This is a genomic window from Planococcus sp. 1R117A, from assembly GCF_051417975.1.
Lineage (GTDB): Bacteria > Bacillota > Bacilli > Bacillales_A > Planococcaceae > Planococcus > Planococcus shenhongbingii.
The window spans coordinates 13607-31422 of record NZ_JBPRLO010000004.1; the positions used below are offsets into that span (position 1 = coordinate 13607).

General features: G+C 43.6%; 19 protein-coding genes. 15 read left to right on the forward strand and 4 right to left on the reverse strand.

The features are described from left to right. Window positions 1–44 precede the first annotated feature (44 nt). The 4 genes from ACSFXN_RS12780 to ACSFXN_RS12795 all read left to right on the forward strand — a co-directional run bounded on the left by ACSFXN_RS12780 (window position 45) and on the right by ACSFXN_RS12795 (window position 3163). On the forward strand, window positions 45–554 hold the full coding sequence (locus ACSFXN_RS12780) for an SRPBCC family protein (protein WP_437150494.1): 510 nt from the start codon (window positions 45–47) through the stop codon (window positions 552–554). Between the two features lie 127 nt (window positions 555–681). Continuing rightward, the gene (locus ACSFXN_RS12785; RefSeq protein WP_437150495.1) at window positions 682–1455 is read left to right on the forward strand and encodes a hypothetical protein; all 774 of its coding nucleotides are present in this window, start codon (window positions 682–684) and stop codon (window positions 1453–1455) included. Beyond that, window positions 1452–2027 (forward strand): histidine phosphatase family protein, encoded by a 576-nt coding sequence (locus tag ACSFXN_RS12790; RefSeq protein WP_437150496.1) that lies wholly within the window; start codon window positions 1452–1454, stop codon window positions 2025–2027. Before ACSFXN_RS12785 ends, ACSFXN_RS12790 begins: the two co-directional genes overlap by 4 nt. Continuing rightward, window positions 2024–3163 carry a GNAT family N-acetyltransferase gene (locus tag ACSFXN_RS12795; protein ID WP_437150497.1) on the forward strand — a complete coding sequence of 380 codons (1140 nt, stop codon included), beginning with the start codon at window positions 2024–2026 and terminating at the stop codon, window positions 3161–3163. Before ACSFXN_RS12790 ends, ACSFXN_RS12795 begins: the two co-directional genes overlap by 4 nt. A 73-nt stretch (window positions 3164–3236) precedes the next feature. Here ACSFXN_RS12795 and ACSFXN_RS12800 read toward each other — a convergent pair whose 3' ends face one another. Both ACSFXN_RS12800 and ACSFXN_RS12805 read right to left on the reverse strand, forming a co-directional pair. Further along, on the reverse strand, window positions 3237–3683 hold the full coding sequence (locus ACSFXN_RS12800; RefSeq protein WP_437150498.1) for a GDYXXLXY domain-containing protein: 447 nt from the start codon (window positions 3681–3683) through the stop codon (window positions 3237–3239). Then, window positions 3680–4852: a DUF2157 domain-containing protein gene (locus tag ACSFXN_RS12805; protein WP_437150499.1), complete on the reverse strand. Its 1173-nt coding sequence runs from the start codon at window positions 4850–4852 to the stop codon at window positions 3680–3682. Before ACSFXN_RS12805 ends, ACSFXN_RS12800 begins: the two co-directional genes overlap by 4 nt. 289 nt (window positions 4853–5141) lie before the next feature. Between ACSFXN_RS12805 and ACSFXN_RS12810 the strand changes: the two genes are divergently transcribed. Both ACSFXN_RS12810 and ACSFXN_RS12815 read left to right on the forward strand, forming a co-directional pair. After that, window positions 5142–6161, forward strand: coding sequence for a GGDEF domain-containing protein (locus ACSFXN_RS12810; RefSeq protein ID WP_437150500.1), 1020 nt, complete (start codon window positions 5142–5144; stop codon window positions 6159–6161). Next, a complete protein-coding gene (locus ACSFXN_RS12815) occupies window positions 6112–6234 on the forward strand; it encodes a hypothetical protein (protein ID WP_437150501.1) in 123 nt (40 codons plus the stop codon). The genes ACSFXN_RS12810 and ACSFXN_RS12815 overlap by 50 nt, the downstream gene beginning before the upstream one ends. Before the next feature lie 39 nt (window positions 6235–6273). On the opposite strand, the gene ACSFXN_RS12820 is transcribed toward ACSFXN_RS12815, so the two are convergent. Beyond that, window positions 6274–6642 (reverse strand): DUF3899 domain-containing protein, encoded by a 369-nt coding sequence (locus ACSFXN_RS12820; protein WP_437150502.1) that lies wholly within the window; start codon window positions 6640–6642, stop codon window positions 6274–6276. A 138-nt stretch (window positions 6643–6780) separates the two neighbouring features. Between ACSFXN_RS12820 and ACSFXN_RS12825 the strand changes: the two genes are divergently transcribed. From ACSFXN_RS12825 to ACSFXN_RS12865, 9 genes are all read left to right on the forward strand, one after another. Next, window positions 6781–8433 (forward strand): peptide ABC transporter substrate-binding protein, encoded by a 1653-nt coding sequence (locus ACSFXN_RS12825; RefSeq protein WP_437150503.1) that lies wholly within the window; start codon window positions 6781–6783, stop codon window positions 8431–8433. Between the two features lie 104 nt (window positions 8434–8537). Further along, window positions 8538–9467 (forward strand): ABC transporter permease, encoded by a 930-nt coding sequence (locus ACSFXN_RS12830; protein WP_437150504.1) that lies wholly within the window; start codon window positions 8538–8540, stop codon window positions 9465–9467. Continuing rightward, a complete protein-coding gene (gene opp3C / locus ACSFXN_RS12835) occupies window positions 9464–10522 on the forward strand; it encodes an oligopeptide ABC transporter permease (RefSeq protein ID WP_437150505.1) in 1059 nt (352 codons plus the stop codon). Before ACSFXN_RS12830 ends, opp3C begins: the two co-directional genes overlap by 4 nt. Window positions 10523–10535: 13 nt before the next feature. Next, entirely contained in the window at window positions 10536–11555 is a 1020-nt protein-coding gene (locus tag ACSFXN_RS12840) for an ABC transporter ATP-binding protein (protein WP_437150506.1), read from the forward strand. A gap of 474 nt (window positions 11556–12029) precedes the next feature. Further along, window positions 12030–12851: a transporter substrate-binding domain-containing protein gene (locus ACSFXN_RS12845; protein WP_437150507.1), complete on the forward strand. Its 822-nt coding sequence runs from the start codon at window positions 12030–12032 to the stop codon at window positions 12849–12851. An 87-nt stretch (window positions 12852–12938) separates the two neighbouring features. Continuing rightward, window positions 12939–14093 carry a saccharopine dehydrogenase family protein gene (locus ACSFXN_RS12850; RefSeq protein WP_437150508.1) on the forward strand — a complete coding sequence of 385 codons (1155 nt, stop codon included), beginning with the start codon at window positions 12939–12941 and terminating at the stop codon, window positions 14091–14093. Window positions 14094–14132: 39 nt separating this feature from the next. Beyond that, a complete protein-coding gene (locus ACSFXN_RS12855) occupies window positions 14133–14789 on the forward strand; it encodes an amino acid ABC transporter permease (protein ID WP_300991005.1) in 657 nt (218 codons plus the stop codon). A gap of 23 nt (window positions 14790–14812) precedes the next feature. Next, complete coding sequence (locus tag ACSFXN_RS12860) at window positions 14813–15571, forward strand: amino acid ABC transporter ATP-binding protein (protein ID WP_437150821.1); 759 nt, start codon at window positions 14813–14815, stop codon at window positions 15569–15571. Between the two features lie 96 nt (window positions 15572–15667). Beyond that, window positions 15668–16312 carry an NUDIX hydrolase gene (locus ACSFXN_RS12865; protein WP_437150509.1) on the forward strand — a complete coding sequence of 215 codons (645 nt, stop codon included), beginning with the start codon at window positions 15668–15670 and terminating at the stop codon, window positions 16310–16312. A gap of 298 nt (window positions 16313–16610) precedes the next feature. Here ACSFXN_RS12865 and ACSFXN_RS12870 read toward each other — a convergent pair whose 3' ends face one another. Further along, window positions 16611–17798, reverse strand: a complete 1188-nt coding sequence (locus ACSFXN_RS12870; RefSeq protein WP_437150510.1) for an NRAMP family divalent metal transporter — start codon at window positions 17796–17798, stop codon at window positions 16611–16613. Between the last annotated feature and the right edge of the window lie 18 nt (window positions 17799–17816).

The window sequence follows — 17816 nt, forward strand, 5'->3', positions numbered from 1 at the left end:
CTTCAAGAATTTACCTATTACTTGATTCGGAGAGGATGAGCGAAATGGCAATCACTTCAACCGTAACTTTGAATATGGCTCGGCGTTTTAATGCAAAATCAGAAACGGTATTTGAAGCCTGGACCAATCCGGAAATCATGAAAAAATGGCTGTTTACAATGGAATCGACCAACAAAGTTGCTAAAAGCGATCTTCGCATAGGCGGGGCGTGGGAGATCGTTGATCGCCGGAACGGTGTCGATTACCAGGCTTTCGGTGAATACGTAGACATTATAAAGCCGAATAAGTTGGTATTTACCTTTAAAATGCCACAATTCAGTGATACGGAAGATGTCATCAGAGTTTTCATCTCTCCCGTTCAGGCAATGTGTGAAATGACTTTTTCGCAGGAAATCGTAGTTCCACATGAAGAAATTTGGACAGAAGAAGATATTGAGCGGGAAAAAGCTGAATACAGTACTCAATCCGAAGAAGGTTGGGGCATGATGTTCGAGAATTTAAAAAAACTGGTTGAAACCGGTGCCATCAATATGGATGGAAAAATGAATAAATAAGAACAGAGGAACCCAGCAGGTGCTTAGCCACTTGCTGGGTTTTATTTTAGCTAAAATTGGAACGCTGAAGGAATTGGACAAATGAAAATCGAAATAGGATAGCAACCTAACAAAGAAGGTGGGAATTATGAAAGCCCCTGAAGAAATTTTAGCTGTATGGAACAAATTTTATGATTTTCCGATGGAGACATTGACGAAAGCCTGGTATTATTCACGGTCGCAAGACAAAAAGCAGCGCAGCGTAGAGCTGATGAAAGAACATAAAGCGCAGTACGGGATAACCGGCAATTGTTTTGACTTAGCTATTTGGCTGTTGGATGAATATAAAAAAGCCGGCATCAAAGCTTATCCTATCGGCAATGAATTGGGGACAGAAGAAGCGCATGCTGCTGTCATTGCGCTTGATGAAAAAGGCAACCGCTATTTATGCGATCTTGGTGATCAATGGCTGCAACCGGTGCTGATTGAAGGCAGGCATGAGGTGTATATGGGAGATAAACTAAGCGGTTTTTACCCTGCTGCTGATGTGCAGATTCTGCCGCGGCAAAACGAAGTGGAAATCATCTATCATCGTCCAAACGGAAAACAGTCACGCCAAACGTATGACACCCAACCGGTAACGGAACCGGATTTTTGGCAAGCGGGTGAGTTTTCACAAAATCATGTCTATCTAAAGCCGCTTGTAGAAGTGCGGCTTTCTTATAAAAATGAAACGGCACACTGGGAATTCGACAACTGGAAAAGTTTCCTAAGTACAACGGAAGGTCTTTTTCCGGATAAACCCATTGCCACAATAGAAGAATGGGTGGACAGAATCGGACAAAAAACCGGTTTTGATCGGCAGTTCTTGATAGATTCATTGAATTTTTACAAGCAGCTGAACAAAGGAAGCGGGAGATGAAATTGCAGACTCATTTGTATTTTGTCAGGCATGCCCATTCCGATTATACGCCGGATGAATTGGGGCGGCCTTTGTCGGAAAAAGGCGCAGAAGATGCTAAGAAAGTGGCAGAGGCGCTGAAAGGAGAAAAGATTAGTCGGGTCATCTCAAGTCCCTACAAGCGGGCGATACAGACTGTGGAAGGTATTTCCCGGGAAATAAACGTAGAAATTGAACTGCTGGAGGGCTTTCGCGAACGTTTACTGTGCAGTGAACCGGCTGCTGATTTCCAGAGCGCTATTTTAAAGGTATGGGGAGATGAACAGTTCGCCTTTGAAGGCGGTGAATCAAATCAAACGGCAAGAAAGCGCGGCGTAAAAGAAGTACTGGAGATCCTTCGGCGTTATGAAGGAGAACGCATTGCCATTGGAACGCATGGCAATATCATGGTGCTGATCATGAGTTATTTTGACAGCCGCTATGGTTTTCAATTCTGGCAGCAGCTTGGGATGCCGGCTGTTTACTGCCTGGCTTTTGAAGACATGAAGTTAAGTGAAGTGCGGCATATTGCACTGGATGTGAAGGCTATATGATTAAAGCGGTGGTTTTTGATTTGGACGGCACCTTGTTAAATCGGGATGCTTCTTTAAAGCTTTTTATTAATTCACAGTATGAACGATTAAAGCCGCAATTGGATTTTATTCCGAAACGTCAGTATATGGAGCGTTTTATCGAACTGGATGCCCGGGGGATGGTCTGGAAAGACCGGGTTTACCAGCAGCTGGTGAAGGAATTCCAGCTTCAGGGCATCACCTGGGAAGAGCTGCTGGCTGATTACTTGAATGTCTTTAAACAGCATTGTGTGCCTTTTCCGCATTTAAAGTCCATGCTGGAAGAATTAAAGGATAAGCCGATGCACATGGGCATCATTTCAAACGGCCGGGGCCAATTTCAACTGGATGCGATACAGGCATTAGGGATTGAACATTATTTTGACGTTATCTTGATTTCCGAATGGCAAGGCATGAAAAAACCAGATCCCCGGCTATTCAGAACAGCATTAGCGAAGCTTGGCACAAAACCGCAAGAGACTCTTTATGTAGGAGACCATCCGGACAATGATGTGTTGGCTGCGAAAGGCGTGGGCATGAAAACAGTCTGGAAAAAAGATCCGCAGTGGAGTGGCGCAGCAGCGGATTACATCATTGAAGAGTTAAATGAAATAATCGGCATAGTCAATAAAGAGAATATCGTCATTAGAAGGTTCCGGGACGCGGATGTGAAAGAGATTGTTTCGTTGTTCTATGAAACGGTTCATGAAGTCAATGCGGTGGATTATTCTGAGGAACAATTGGCGGCTTGGGCACCAATTGGAGATCGAGTGGAAAAAGAAGCGGTATGGGGAGAATCTTTGAGGCGGAATATAACTTATGTGGCTGACATCGACGGTACGATTGCCGGTTTCTGCGATATGGCAACAACCGGCTACTTGAACCGCCTGTATGTCCATAAAAATCATCAGCGGCAAGGCATTGCTTCGAAACTTGTTGATTTGCTTGAACAAGAGGCTGGAAAACTGGAGCTTCAGGCAATCAGTACGGAAGCGAGCCTTACAGCCAAGCCGTTTTTTGAAGAGCGGGGGTACCAGGTTATTAAAAAGCAGTCCGTGGAGCGAAAAGGAATTGCCATGCCGAATTATAAAATGTTAAAAAAACTTTCTTCCCATTAGCGGAAGAAAGTTTTTTTATATTGTTTTTAAGTCCAAGAGGGAGGAAAAATCTTCTGCTGATTATTGTTTTTCCCTATTGCTGCCTGGCTTCCAAAAATACCGGCCGGATAGTGCCCCACGGCGCGACATCTACCGTAACCGCCAGTTTTTGTGCTTTTTCAAGCCCCGGACCGGTTCCTTGTTCTACATAATATTGCTCCAACTGAGGTGATGTTAGAGTGTCCCCGTAATAGGTGCCGTGAATGGCTCCGAAAAAAGGTTCATTCGCCACTTGATCCAGCGTGGCATAGCCGTCTGCACTTTCTTGTAATGTAAAGTAAACATCGCCGTTTTGCACGGGCTCAGCCGGTTTTAAATCGGGATATTGAAGCAGGACATATTCACCGTAAAACGGATCAAACGGGTCGTACGGTTCAGCCCGCAGCACGAATTGGTCTCCAAACCATGACGCTGCGTAAAAGCTCAAAACAATCAACCCTACCAGAATTGTTTGCAGTAAGGGAAATAGGTAATTTTTCATGACGCAACCCTCGCTTTCTTGCGGTTAAACCACCAGGCAATTCCCGACAAGGCAAATAGAAGAAGTGCGCCGATCAAGAAGAACAGCGACATATCGAGCCGGTCCCAAGCATAGATAAAATAAAGCACGACCTGCACCAGGATAAAATAAACAAAACCGAGCCCAAGCGGCTGATTTTGGCGGTGATTAAAAGCCAGGTAGCTTAGTGCCACGGCTTCGGATAAAATGGCAAGTCCGATTGCCGAATTGTCATACAGCAACAACCCGACTGTCCCTAAAGCTGAGACCCAACTGATTGGACGCGCACGGAAATAGCAAAGCGCAAGAACCGCTAGTCCGGCGAATAACAGCATAATAGACTCAATTATATTCAGTTCATCAAAGACAACTAAAGAAGAACCGCGGGCTGACAAATAAATAAGTGACAGCGCTCCGCCCGCCAGTAAATAAAGCGGCTGCAATGTCTTCTTTTTTTCTGGAGAAACCAGGAATAAGAGACCCACTAAAACGAATAAAGTCCAAATCGGCCATAACCGGCTGTCATAATCGGCCACTGCCCATAGCATCAGTCCTGTACCGAAAAGCAGGAGCCAGCTGAAAATTGCAGGCAGCCGGTCTTTGCTGAAGTATAGCCAGGCGAGAGCTACAGCGGCAAAAACAATCCATTCGAGCCATCCCATCGTAACAACAGAAGACATCAAGACTTGAATTCCAAAAATAAATGCCACCACTGCATACGCCACATGGCGCCAATAAAAATAATGGCCAATCGCTGCCAGGAAAAGGGCCCATCCAATTAGAGAGCCTGATAACGGCAAATGGAACGATTGAACAGCTACAATGATTGCGGCCCCGAACATGGCGAGTCCAATCAGCCGGAAAATGTGCGGCCAGCCGAAGTTTTTCCGCTGTGCCAGGTGTCCAAAACCATAAAATAACCACATTAACAACAGCATTAAACCGATTTTCAAGGCTGCCGGGATCGCCTGCCAATTGGCGGCGATAAAGCTGAAGACGGCCAGTGAAAAGAAAATAAGCCCGATGATCAGCAACAGCGGTATTTTCGTGGGTCTAGGCTGCCGATGTTCATAAGCCAGAATTTTCTCAGCGGTAGTCTCGTCGATTAAGCCTTCTTTTTGCCAATGCGAGAGTTTTTCTTTAATATCCATTTTCACACCTCCTGCTTAGCGCCATTATAGTCTTTAATCGTTTTAATAGATATGTATTCCGGCAGTAGTTTCTGTAAACCAATCCCCTTGCAAAGCTAAAACTTCGTAAGCTGCTTCTATAAATCACGAACCTGGTAAATAAGGAGATACCATGAACCAATTAGCTTTTCTTAATGGAAGAAGAGGCAGTAAAGAACATAGTGTTTAGAATTAGAAAAAATGCCTGTAATTTATTTACTTTAATTGCTAGAATGTGAAGTGACGCAATACTTAGGAGTTGTAAAAAATAATGGATTTACTGCTTTATTTCTTTGTAGAGAATATGGCATTGATCATTGCTTTGATGTATTTAGCTTTGAAAATGAAGGAATTGTTTTTACTGGAAATGAGCAAACACTCTCATTTGCTGCTGCTGTCTTCACTTTTTATCAGTTTTTTAACTTTTTCTGTTATGTATAATCCATACGTCTTCGAAGGGATGCGCTTGGACCTGAGGGAAGTTCCACTATTCTTTATCACGTACGTGGGCGGCTGGAAATTCGGAGTTTTGTCAGCGATTATTCCAGCTGGTTTCCGGGCATCAATGGGAGGGCCAACTGCAGAGATTGGCATTCTCCAATCTATTTTGTTCCCGGTTTTAATAGGCGCTCTTTTCCATGACAAACGGCCAGTCGACAAATTTTTCCCTCTTATTGATTTGAAGCGGATGATAACCGGATTTGTGGTATTTGAAGTTTTAAAGTCTATTTGGATGTTTTTTTATACACCGGTAAATTGGGCAATTATCGTGCCGATTTTCTTTTTTGCCTTGATTGCGGTGTTGGCCATGGCCATGATATTGAATGAAGAAAATCGAACTCTTCTTTTGCGTAAAGAGCTGGAGATGTATTCAAATCAAGACTCGCTAACCCGTCTGCCGAATATCCGCTTTTTCAAAAATAAAGTTGGAGATATTCTTTCTAAAAACACGCCGATGCTGGTTTCCATGATTGACGTTGATTATTTTAAAGTTTACAACGATACGCATGGGCATCAAAAAGGCGATTCGGTTCTTCGTACTCTCGGACAGTTGTTAATGGAAAGTGCAAGAGAAGAAGATATTGTAGCGCGGTACGGCGGAGAAGAGTTTATCATTTGCTACCCGAATGTTTCAAAACCGGAAGAAGTGATTTTTCTGGCTGAGCGGTTCCGCAAAAAAGTAGAGGATTACAAATTTGAAGGAGAAGAATTGCAGTCCCGGCGGAAAATTGACGGTTTCGATGGGATTGAGTTTCTCATCAGAAAACAGAGAGCTGGAACAGATTATTGAGGAAGCCGATCAGGCTCTTTATCTATCCAAACGCCGCGGAAAAAACCAGGTAACGATATACGGGGCATCTTAAAAAAACCTTCAGCTTTTATGAGCTGAAGGTTTTTAACTATTAAAAGAAATAAATGGCTGATGAAACGAGCAGGCTTGCTATGGAAAACAGCATCCCGACTTGGAAAAAAGCTTTTCGAGAAGGAAATCGTTTTACGTATATAACTGGTTGCGCCGACCGTTTTTCACTTTCCCTGATCAGTTGTTCTTGTTTATTAATTTTTGCAAAAAAGTTTTTGGTGCTTTGGATAAAGGCCATAAAAAACCTGCCTTCGATTAAAATCATCGCAGAGCTGATCATTAAAAGAAGAAGGCCAACAAGGAAAGCGGCATCAAGCCATTTTAAGAAATTCCAGCTGGAGTCAAACAGGAACGATATTAAAAGTGAACATAACAGCGATAGAAAAATCAAGAGGAGTTTAAAAGTCATAGGTGGAAGTCCTTTCTTTTGTTATTAAAAGATTACCACTCCTTCATAGTTTTTGAAAATTAAAATATCTTGTTGCCTATTAATTAAATTACTATTATGATTAAAAGGAATTATTAGAAAAATAGGGGGGGTAGGGAAATGGGAAGAAAATTAAAAGCTCAAGCATTAATGATTTTCATGGTGTTCGTTTTAATATTATCCGGATGTAATTTTAATTCTTCTGAGGGTTCAAATGAAGAAGGTAAGACTACAGACGAAAAAGAAGGGGCAGCAGGCCAAGTATTGAATGTTTCGATGACAGCGGATATTCCAACTTTGGATTCTACAAAGGCGCATGATGGAATTGCGTTTACGGTGCTCAACAATGTCAATGAAGGATTGTATCGTCAAGATGAAAATCACGAAGCTATTGAGGCTCTCGTTACAGATCATGTTGTAAGTGAAGATGAAACTGTTCATACTTTTACATTGCGTGATTCAAAATGGAGCAATGGAGATCCTGTTACTGCTCAAGATTTTGAATATGCCTGGAAACGTGTATTGGCAGAAGCCAGTCCTTATAATTTCATGTTTGTAACAGCTGGCATTAAAAATGCTGAAGCTATTATGAATGAAGAAAAAGGCGCTGAAGAGTTAGGAGTTAAAGCGCTTGATGAAAAAACACTGGAAGTTACGCTAGAAAGCGCGAATCCATTGTTCCAATCTCTTTTAACTTTCCCGACATTCTTGCCGCAAAATCAAAAATACGTGGAAGAACAAGGCGATCAATATGCACTTGAAGCAGAGAATATCCTTTTCAACGGACCGTTCATCTTAACTGAATGGACACATGATCAAGGATGGAAATATGAAAAGAACGAAGATTATTGGGATGCTAAATCCGTCAAATTAGATGCTATTAATTCTTATGTAGTAAAAGATTCGGAAACTGGAGTTAATTTGTATGAGACAAACAAGGTAGATCGAATTGTATTGAGCTCTGAATCAGTCGATCAATACAAGGCAGATGAAAACTTTGACACAATTTTAGAACCAGAAATCATTTTCCTTCGTTTCAATCACAACCATCCAGTACTTGGAAACAAAAATATTCGCCAAGCGGTCAATATGGCAATTGACAAAAAAAGTTTAACGGATGTTATTTTAAAGAATGGTTCTACTCCTTTAAATGCGGTTGTCCCTAAAGGCTTCTTCAAATCACCAGAAGGAAAAGATTTCCGTGATTTGAACGGTGACTTTAACACCGGAACAGTAGAAGAAGCAAAAAAACTTTGGGAAACCGGCTTGAAAGAGACAGGCGAAAAAGAAGTGACGGTATCAATTAACATTGCAGATTCAGATGACCATAAAAAAGTGGCTGAGTATCTTCAAGCGCAGTTGGAAGAAAATCTGCCAGGATTCAAATTGGACATCAAAGCAGTTCCTTTCGCTCAACGTCTAGAAATTGAAAAAGCGATTGATTATGATATTTCACTTTCCTCTTGGGGACCGGACTACAGTGATCCAATGACTTACTTGGATATGTGGTTAAAAGGCGGATCCGCTAACCGCATGGATTATCATAATCCGGAACTGGATAAATTGGTAGCTTCAGCTAGAACTGAAACCGACCTGTCGAAACGCTATCAAACACTATTAAACATTGAAAAAATATTATTAGAAGAAGACGCAGCGATTGCGCCGCTTTATCAAGAAGGTACAGCTGTCTTAATGAGAAATAAAATTAAAGATCTTCTTGTACACCCGACTGGTGCTTCATTCTCATACAAATGGACATCAATCGAGGAATAATCAAAAGGTTATACAGCTATAGATACGAGGGTGTAGCCGGAATTTTGGCCCCCTCGTATTTTTCATCCAGAAGGATACTCAACTTACAGAATTGAGGTGTTTCCATGAAGCGATATTTAGTGCAGCGAATTGGATATATGCTAATCACTCTTTTTATCATCGTCACTGCAACTTTCTTTCTAATGCAGTTTTTGCCAGGTACACCTTTTACAAATCCTGAGAAATTGACCGTACAACAGCTAGCGGTATTAAATGCCAAGTATGGATTGGATCAGCCCGTGGCTATGCAATACATACGCTATCTTGGGAATTTGGTACAAGGGGATCTGGGCTATTCTTTTCAGCATGAAGGAAGAACCGTTTCCAGTATGATCAGCACCCGCATCGGTCCATCTGCTTTTATCGGCCTGCAAGCTTTGGTCATGGGTGCTATTCTCGGCTTAGTGCTCGGCATCGTTTCGGCGTTAAAACATAATTCGATAGTTGATTACGGTTCAGTGACATTAGCGGTCCTCGGGATGTCGATTCCTTCGTTCGTTTTTGCGGCATTGCTTCAATATTATATCGGCGTTAAATTAGAGTGGCTGCCTGTAGCATTGTGGGAAGGGTACTCCAGTACCTTGCTGCCGTCCATTGCGTTATCGGTTACGGTCACTGCGACCGTGGCCCGCTTTATCCGCAGCGAAATGCTCGAAGTGCTTGGACAGGATTACGTCATAACCGCGCGGGCTAAAGGAATGAAGGAAAATCAAGTTATCGTCAAGCACGTCATCCGAAATGCACTGATTCCAGTAGTCACCATGCTTGGGCCACTTGCGGTTTCGATTATGACCGGAACTTTGGTTATTGAAAAAATCTTCTCTGTTCCGGGGCTTGGAGAGCAGTTTACATTATCCATTCTGGTTTTGGATTACAGCGTCATCATGGGGATTACGATTTTTTATAGCGCATTATTCATATTCGTAGTTTTCGTTGTCGATATCATTTATGGCTTCTTGGACCCCCGCATCAACTATAGGGGGGAAGCAACATGAAAGAATTCGATGCAAAACTGCCGTTGCAGCAGGATTTTCAGAAGCAGAACAATCACCTTGCTGATGACATTCCATCCGATTTGTTTGTAAAAGCTCCGCTCGATCAAAAAAAGAGCGAAGAAATTTCAACACCTTCTGTTTCTTTCTGGCAAGAAGCTTTTCAGCGGCTAGCAAAGAATAAAGGTGCCATGATCTCTTTGGTGCTGTTAATTTTATTAATTGTGATGGCACTTATTGGACCAAGCATGAACGAATTTACGTATAGAGAACAAAACTTGGCCCATTCCAATATGCCGCCTAAAGTAGCGGGCTTGGAGTGGATGGGATTTGACGGCGTGGATGCCAATGGGGTGAACCAGTATGCAGAGCGTGGCGTCGCAACCAATTATTGGTTTGGCACAGACGAATTCGGCCGGGACTTATGGACGCGGGTTTGGAAAGGCACGCAGATTTCCTTGTTTATCGCTTTAGTGGCCGCATTGCTCGATTTGGTCATCGGTGTCATTTATGGCGGGATTTCTTCGTTTTACGGGGGAAGAGTCGACAACGTGATGCAGCGGATTATCGAGGTTTTGATGGGGATACCGAATCTGATCGTTATTATCCTCTTTATCCTGGTGCTAGAACCAGGTATCCGCTCGATTATCCTGGCGATGATTATTACGGGCTGGGTAGGAATGGCCAGGGTTGTCCGAGGGCAGATCCTTCAGCTGAAAGGGCAGGAGTTTGTCTTAGCTTCCCGTACGCTGGGAGCTTCAAATAGCCGGCTGATTTGGAAACATCTGATGCCGAACGTAATGGGCCCGGTTATTGTTACGGTTATGTTCACGATACCTACAGCCATTTTCTTTGAAGCTTTCTTAAGCTTTATCGGGCTTGGACTGCAAGCGCCGCTCGCGTCCCTTGGTGTGCTGATTGAAGATGGCTATAAATCCATGCGTTATTTTCCATATAAGCTGATTTATCCTGCATTGGTCATCAGTGCAATCATGATCTGCTTCAATTTGCTCGCTGATGGCCTGCGGGATGCACTAGATCCAAAAATGAAAAAATAGGGGAGGGTCTGTTATGAAAAATACTGTCCTGAAAGTTGAAGACCTGCATGTTTCATTTAAGACCCAAACCGGCAAAATCACGGCGGTGCGGGGCGTTAACTTTGAATTGAAAAAAGGCGAGACCTTGGCGATTGTAGGCGAATCCGGTTCCGGGAAATCTGTGACAGCCAAATCGATCATGCGCCTGCTGCCAAAAAGTACGACGGAAATCACAAAAGGCGATATTTTGTATGGCGATAAAAGCCTATTGAAGCTTTCCAATAAAGAAATCACCAATATCCGCGGTTCAGAGATTTCAATGGTATTCCAAGATCCGATGACTTCATTGAATCCGACGATGAAAGTCGGCAAACAGATTATGGAAGGTCTGCTGCGCCATGAAAACATGTCGAAATCCCAAGCAAGGGAACGGGCGCTGGAAATGCTGAAACTCGTCGGCATCCCAAAAGCTGAAATGCGGCTGGATAATTATCCGCATCAATTTTCTGGCGGAATGCGTCAGCGTGTTGTTATTGCTTTGGCACTTGCCTGCAATCCGAAAGTGCTGATTGCGGATGAACCGACGACAGCTCTTGATGTAACAATTCAAGCGCAGATTTTGGATTTGATGAAAGATCTGCAAAAGAAAACAGATACTGCGATTATTTTAATCACCCACGATTTAGGCGTAGTGGCGAATATGGCGGACCGGGTAGCAGTGATGTACGGAGGAAAAATCGTTGAACAAGGCACGTTGGACGAAATCTTCTATAATCCAAAGCATCCCTATACGTTAGGTTTGCTGCAATCAATGCCGAAAATGAACGAAGACCGCTCTCAGCCCCTATTGCCGATTGCAGGGTCACCGCCAAACCTAGCGACGCTCGGGGAAGGCTGTGCGTTTGCAGCCCGCTGTCCGCATACAATGAAAGTCTGCCATACATTTACTCCGCCTGAAACGGTCGTAGGGAATGACCACCATACGGCGGCTTGCTGGTTGCAGGACCCGCGGACTTCAAAAGCGGAACCGGAGGAAATACTAGTGGTTAACTGATGTAAATAGCAGCGGAAAAAGAATGGATGGCATGCTGTAGAAATTATTCTGCGGCATGAAGAAAACTGCAGACCACCTCGAAAGATGAGGTGTCTGCAGTTTTTTTGCGGCCATAAATCCTTAAAGTATTCAATCTTGAGAAACGGTCTAAGCAGTGTGTAAAGGGAGAGCTTTAGCGCAATTTAAAAAGAATAAAATCTGTTTTAAGTTTTTAGAAAAGTCTGTAAATTAAATTGACTTTGTACTCTCAGTAAGGAATAATGAATGGAATACCTTCTAGAAAAAGGAAAGTGAAATGAGACGCTGAAATATTCGTCTGCCATAGCTTATTCGTTGGTATTCCCCGTTTAGAAAATTCCACTCATCTATGTTCTCCGATCGATCATTGATTGACTTTTTATATGCAATCGGCTGAACGTTATTTTTCCACGTCAAAAGTAAAAAGCAGTTCTACAAAAGAAGGGGGAAAATAGAATGAAGAGAAATGCTGTGTGGGTGTTCGTCATTTTACTGGTTATCAGTATGCTGGCAGCTTGTGGTTCAGAAGATGCCAAGGAAACAGCGCAAGGTGAAAAAGAAAGCAATAAAGACAGCGTTCTTAGCCGGATTGAAGAATCAAAGGAATTGAATGTGGCTTTTGAGGGCACTTATCCGCCTTTTAACTTCATTGACGACAATGACAAATACCAAGGGTTTGATGTAGATATTTCAAATGAAATCGCGGAGCGCCTTGGCGTTAAAGCAAATTTTATTGCAACTAAATGGGATGGATTGATTGGCGGATTGAAGGCCGATAAATTTGATATCATCATTGGTCAGATGACGGTAACAGAAGAACGAAAGAAAAGTGTCGATTTTACAGATCCATACGTCATCACCGGTTCAGTGCTCGTGACTCGTGAAGATACAAATGATATTACAAAACTTGAAGATATCAAAGGCAAAAAAGTCGGCGTCGGCGGCGGCACGACGTTTGAGGAAGTGGCAAACAGTGTCGACGGGGCTGAAGTGAAGTTATATAAAGCTGTCGGAGATTATATCCAGGACCTGACAAATAAACGCTTGGACGTGATTATCAACGACCAATTGCTCATCAGCTATAATATCAAGGAACAAGACCTCCCAATCAAAATAGCCAGCGATATTTTAAATAAAGATGAAATCGGCATGGCGGTCAATAAAGGCAATGAAGATTTCATCGAAAAGGTGAACGTGGCATTGGGCGAAATGAAAGAAGACGGAACTTATAATGAGATCTATAAAAAATGGTTTGGGACAGAGCCATTAGCAAATTAATGGCGGATAAAGTGGTCAAAGGAACGTCTTTGATCACTTTATTCTTCAATTTTATGGACAGGAGCGTGGAGAAGGGAGAGAAGAAGCTTGCATATCTTCGTTTTAGGCACAGGCATGATCGGCACAACAGTTGTTACGGAAATGGTGAAATTTCCGGAAGTCGACAGCATTACCGCTGTGGATGTTAACCAAGTGAGCATTGATAGATGCTTGGCCATTGCTGATAATCCAAAAGTGATGGGCAAAGTGGCTGCTCTCCAAACGGAAGAAGACATCGCGCGCGTATTGAAGAACGCTGACGTAGCTGTAGCTTGTCTTCCACATTCTCTTAGCCTATCGGCCGTTAAAGCAGCTATTTCCTCTCATTGCCATTTAGTGGATCTTGTCGGTTCACAGTTTATGGAGAAAATGGATTTAGATGAGCAAGCAAAAAATGCAGGCGTCATCATTGTACCAGGGTGCGGAGTGGCTCCAGGAATAACCAATTTTTTAGCTGCGCAAGGCATCGATCTCCTCGATGAAGCGGACGAAGCAATTATGACGTGCGGCGGAATCCCTATGCATCCGATTCCGCCTCTCTGGTATCAAGTGGTCTACCGGCTTGAAAGCCTATTGAGGCTATATACAAAACCGGCCGTTGCCATCCAAGATGGAGAAATTGTCGAATTGGCTCCGCTGTCGAATTTGCAGGAAATCACTTTTCCACAGCCGGTCGGACTATGCGAAACTGTCATCACGGATGCTCATAGCACTGCTTTTATCTTAAAAGGAAAAGTAAAGAATCTATATGAAAAAACAGTGCGCTATCCCGGACATTGGGAAAAAATGCAAGTGGTCGGCGAACTTGGCTTTTTAGACGATACACCGGTCGCAATTGATGGAATTACCATTACCCCACGTGCTTTTGCCGAGAAGATACTGGCAACGAAAATGAAAGGAGACTCGCACAAGGACATTACCGTTCTGAGAGTCGAAGTGACGGGTATAAAAGACGGGAAACGCAAAAAGCATCAATGGGAAATGGTTGATTTATATGACCATGAACGAAACATTACATCGATGGCTAAAACAACGGCTCTTCCGGCGCTGCTTATTGCGAAACTGATCGCTACAAGACAAATAACTGAGACAGGAGTTATTCCAATCGAAAGTTTGATTATCCGGGATCGGTTCCAGCCGTTTCTAACAGAGCTGAAAAGTTTAGGAATCGATATTGGTTATAAGGAAGAAACTTTCGCTTAAGTGGAATAACAGCATAGCACTTGTCTGAATGGAGGACATATGGACGTTACCATTATTATTGATTCATTGCCGTCCTTGCTAAAAGCGACGCTTATGACGATTTTCTTAGCGGCTATTTCCATCCTGATTGCGCTGGTAATCGGATTTTTCACAGCAATCATTCGCATACTAAAAGTAAAAGTATTAAATGAAGTGGCGAATACATATGTTTCCCTAATGCGGGGGACGCCGCTTTTAGTCCAAATCTTCGTCATTTATTATGGATTGCCGCAAATCGGAATTTCCTTGGACCCGATTTCTTCGGGAGTGGTAGCCTTGAGTTTAAATGCAGGGGCTTACCTTTCAGAATCTTTCCGTGCCTCCATCCTGGCTGTGGATAATGGGCAGATGGAAGCGTCGATGTCGATGGGCATGACCTATCCCCAAGCGCTGAAGCGGATTATTTTGCCGCAGAGTATGCGGATAGCCATTCCGACATTATCCAATTCCTTTATTGTGCTAATCAAAGACACATCGCTCGTTTCGGTGATCACCGTCACAGAATTATTGCAGATGTCGAGTTTGATCATTGCAAAAACCTTTGAACCGTTGACTATTTATTTAGTCGCCGCCGCAATTTATTGGATCTTGATTTCATTTTTCACCAAGCTGCTGGACAAGCTGGAAGTGCAGAGCTCCAAATACCTAGTCCGCTGACGAGTTAGGAGATGGTTATGACAATGATCAAAATCGAACATTTAAAAAAGGATTTTGGCGCCAATGAAGTGCTAAAAGGCATCGATCTGACAATTGAAAAAAGTGAAGTGGTGGTCATTATGGGGCCGAGCGGTTCCGGAAAATCCACTTTGCTGCGCTGTTTGAATTTCCTGGAAGAACCGACCGATGGCATTATTCATATTGGCGAATACCAAGTGCATGCAGGCGGAAAAATTGATCGGCACCGTAAAAAAGTGATTCGGGAATTAAGGAAAAAAACCGGTTTTGTGTTTCAGTCGTTCAATCTGTTTCCTCATAAGACCGCCATGGAGAACGTTATGGAAGGTCCCATTACGATTCACGGTGCAAAGCCGGAAGAAGCGAAGGTGATTGCTGAAGCTTTGCTAGCCAAAGTTGGATTAGGCGACCGCGGCGGCCATTTTCCTGCCCAATTGTCAGGCGGCCAGCAACAGCGCGTAGCGATTGCCAGATCGCTTGCCTTGAATCCGCTCGTCATGCTTTTTGATGAGCCCACTTCAGCACTGGATCCGGAACTTGTTCGGGAAGTGCTGCTCGTCATTAAAAGTCTGGCAGAAGAGGGCATGACGATGGTCATTGTTACACATGAAATGAACTTTGCAAAAGAAGTGGCTGACCGTGTCGTTTTTATGGATGAAGGAGTCATCGTAGAGCAAGGGACGTCGAAAGAAATTTTCCAAAATCCGAAAGAAGAAAGAACAAAACAATTTCTTTATAAAGTCGAAGCAGCGGTTACGGAATAAAAGAAATGAACCGTGCTTTCAAGAAACTGGCCAATGTTCATTGGCCGGTTTCTTTTTGGGTATAATAAAACAAGGACAGAAAAAAGAGGTGATTGGATGGAATCTGAAAAGATTAAAATTTACACCGAGGACAGCCGGTATCTTGGAATAGCCGCGCGCGAAGATATACACAGACAAGGGCATTGGCACCAGACCTTCCATTGTTGGTTCATCAGCCGAAGGGACGGGAAAAACTGGATTCATCTTCAATTGCGGAGCGTGGCCAAAAAGGATTTCCCGTACCTGTTCGATATCACGGCCGCAGGGCATATTTTATCGACGGAAACAGTCGCAGATGGGGTAAGAGAAGTGAAAGAAGAGCTCGGGATTGCGGTGGAATTTGAAGACCTTGTGCCGCTTGGCATCATCAAAGACCAGATTCACCAGACAGGTTTTATCGACAACGAACATTGCCATAATTTTTTATACCGCGTAAACGAAAACTCTGACTTAAGGTTTGAGTTGCAGATAGAAGAAGTAACCGGCATGGTGTCGGCAGAATTTCAAGCCTTTTCGGATTTATGCAAGGGCAAGAGAGAGCGAATTGCTGTTGAAGGATTTAAGATAGAAGGTGATGGTACAGTAGAAAGATTAACTAAGACGATCAGCAAAAATAACTTAGTGCCGCATAGTTCGAGTTATTTGGAACAAGTAGCTATTCGAATACAGCAGGTGCTGGAGAAAGATGGGTTCTTGAAATAAGTTGGATCAAGGAGTTTCAAAATAGGCAACATTGATAAACGAAGCCGTTTGGATCAAGAGCCCTACACATATAAAGTCAGCAAGAGCCAAACGTTTTTGTCTCGTATAAAGGCAAGGAAATCAAAAGCGTTAAAGGAAAAAATGCGGATAGGCTGATTGGACGGATTCAGCAAGTGGAAACCAATAAAGCGTCCAGCTGGTTTTAGCGAAGGCGACAGGACATTTCAAGCATGGCAATGAAAATCCATAAAATGAGGAAAAGGCGCCTGGATCAACTTTTTCCAAGCGCCTTTTGCTATTATTCGAATAATTGAGGAATGCCATTCGATAATGTGTAGATGCCCATCCAAGCCATTGTGACGACAATGACGATACCGAAAATCGTCATCCACAGCGGATGTTTGTAGTCGCCGACAATCTTTGCTTTATGTGCAGCAACCAGCATAATGCCAAGGGCAATCGGCAAAATCAAGCCATTTAATGAACCGACAAGAATGAGAATCAGTACCGGCTGGCCGACAATGACAAAGACCGTTGTGGAAATGACGATAAAAGTGATGACCAGCCAGCGGTTGTATTTGTCGAGAACCGGACTAAATGTCCGGATAAAGGATACGGATGTATAGGCTGCGCCTACCACTGAAGTGATGGCTGCGGCCCACAAGACGACACCGAATATTTTATAACCGATATTGCCGGCAGCCAATTGGAATACAGAGGCCGGTGGATTGGCGGGATCCAGCGAAAGCCCCTGCGAAACGACTCCCAGAACAGCCAAGAAAAGAATGATGCGCATGAGGGAAGCAATCCCGATGGCATAGATGGAGCTGCGGGTAACTTGTGGCACTGCTGCTCTGCCGGTAAGACCAGCGTCAATGAGACGGTGCCCGCCCGCAAATGTAATGTATCCGCCAACGGTACCGCCGACCAGCGTCACAATAGCAAAAATGCTAATCGTATCGGGAACGAATGTTTTAACTACGGCCTCTCCAATAGGCGGTTGGGCAGTGATCATAACGTAAAGGGTTAAACCGATCATAACGAAACCAAGGATTTGTGCAAAGCGGTCCATCGCCCGTCCCGCCTCTTTAACGACGAAAATGCCGACTGCTATCAGTCCGCTGATCAAGGCACCTACCTTAGGGTCAAAGCCGAACAGTACATTGATCCCAAGGCCTGCGCCGGCAATATTTCCGATATTGAAAGCAAGGCCGCCCATGACCACGAGAAGGGCTAAAAAATAACCAAGGCCGGGAAGGACATCGTTGGCAATGTCCTGGGCCCGTTTTCCAGATACGGCAATGATGCGCCAGATATTCGTTTGGGCCCCGATATCAATAATGATGGAAATAAGGATAACAAAACCGAATGAAGCCAATAATTGTTCTGTGAAAACGGTGGTCTGTGTCAGGAAACCCGGCCCGATAGCGGAAGTCGCCATCAGGAAAGCAGCGCCAAGCAAAATACTGCGGTTCGTATTCTTCATGATTCTCCCTCCCTTTGA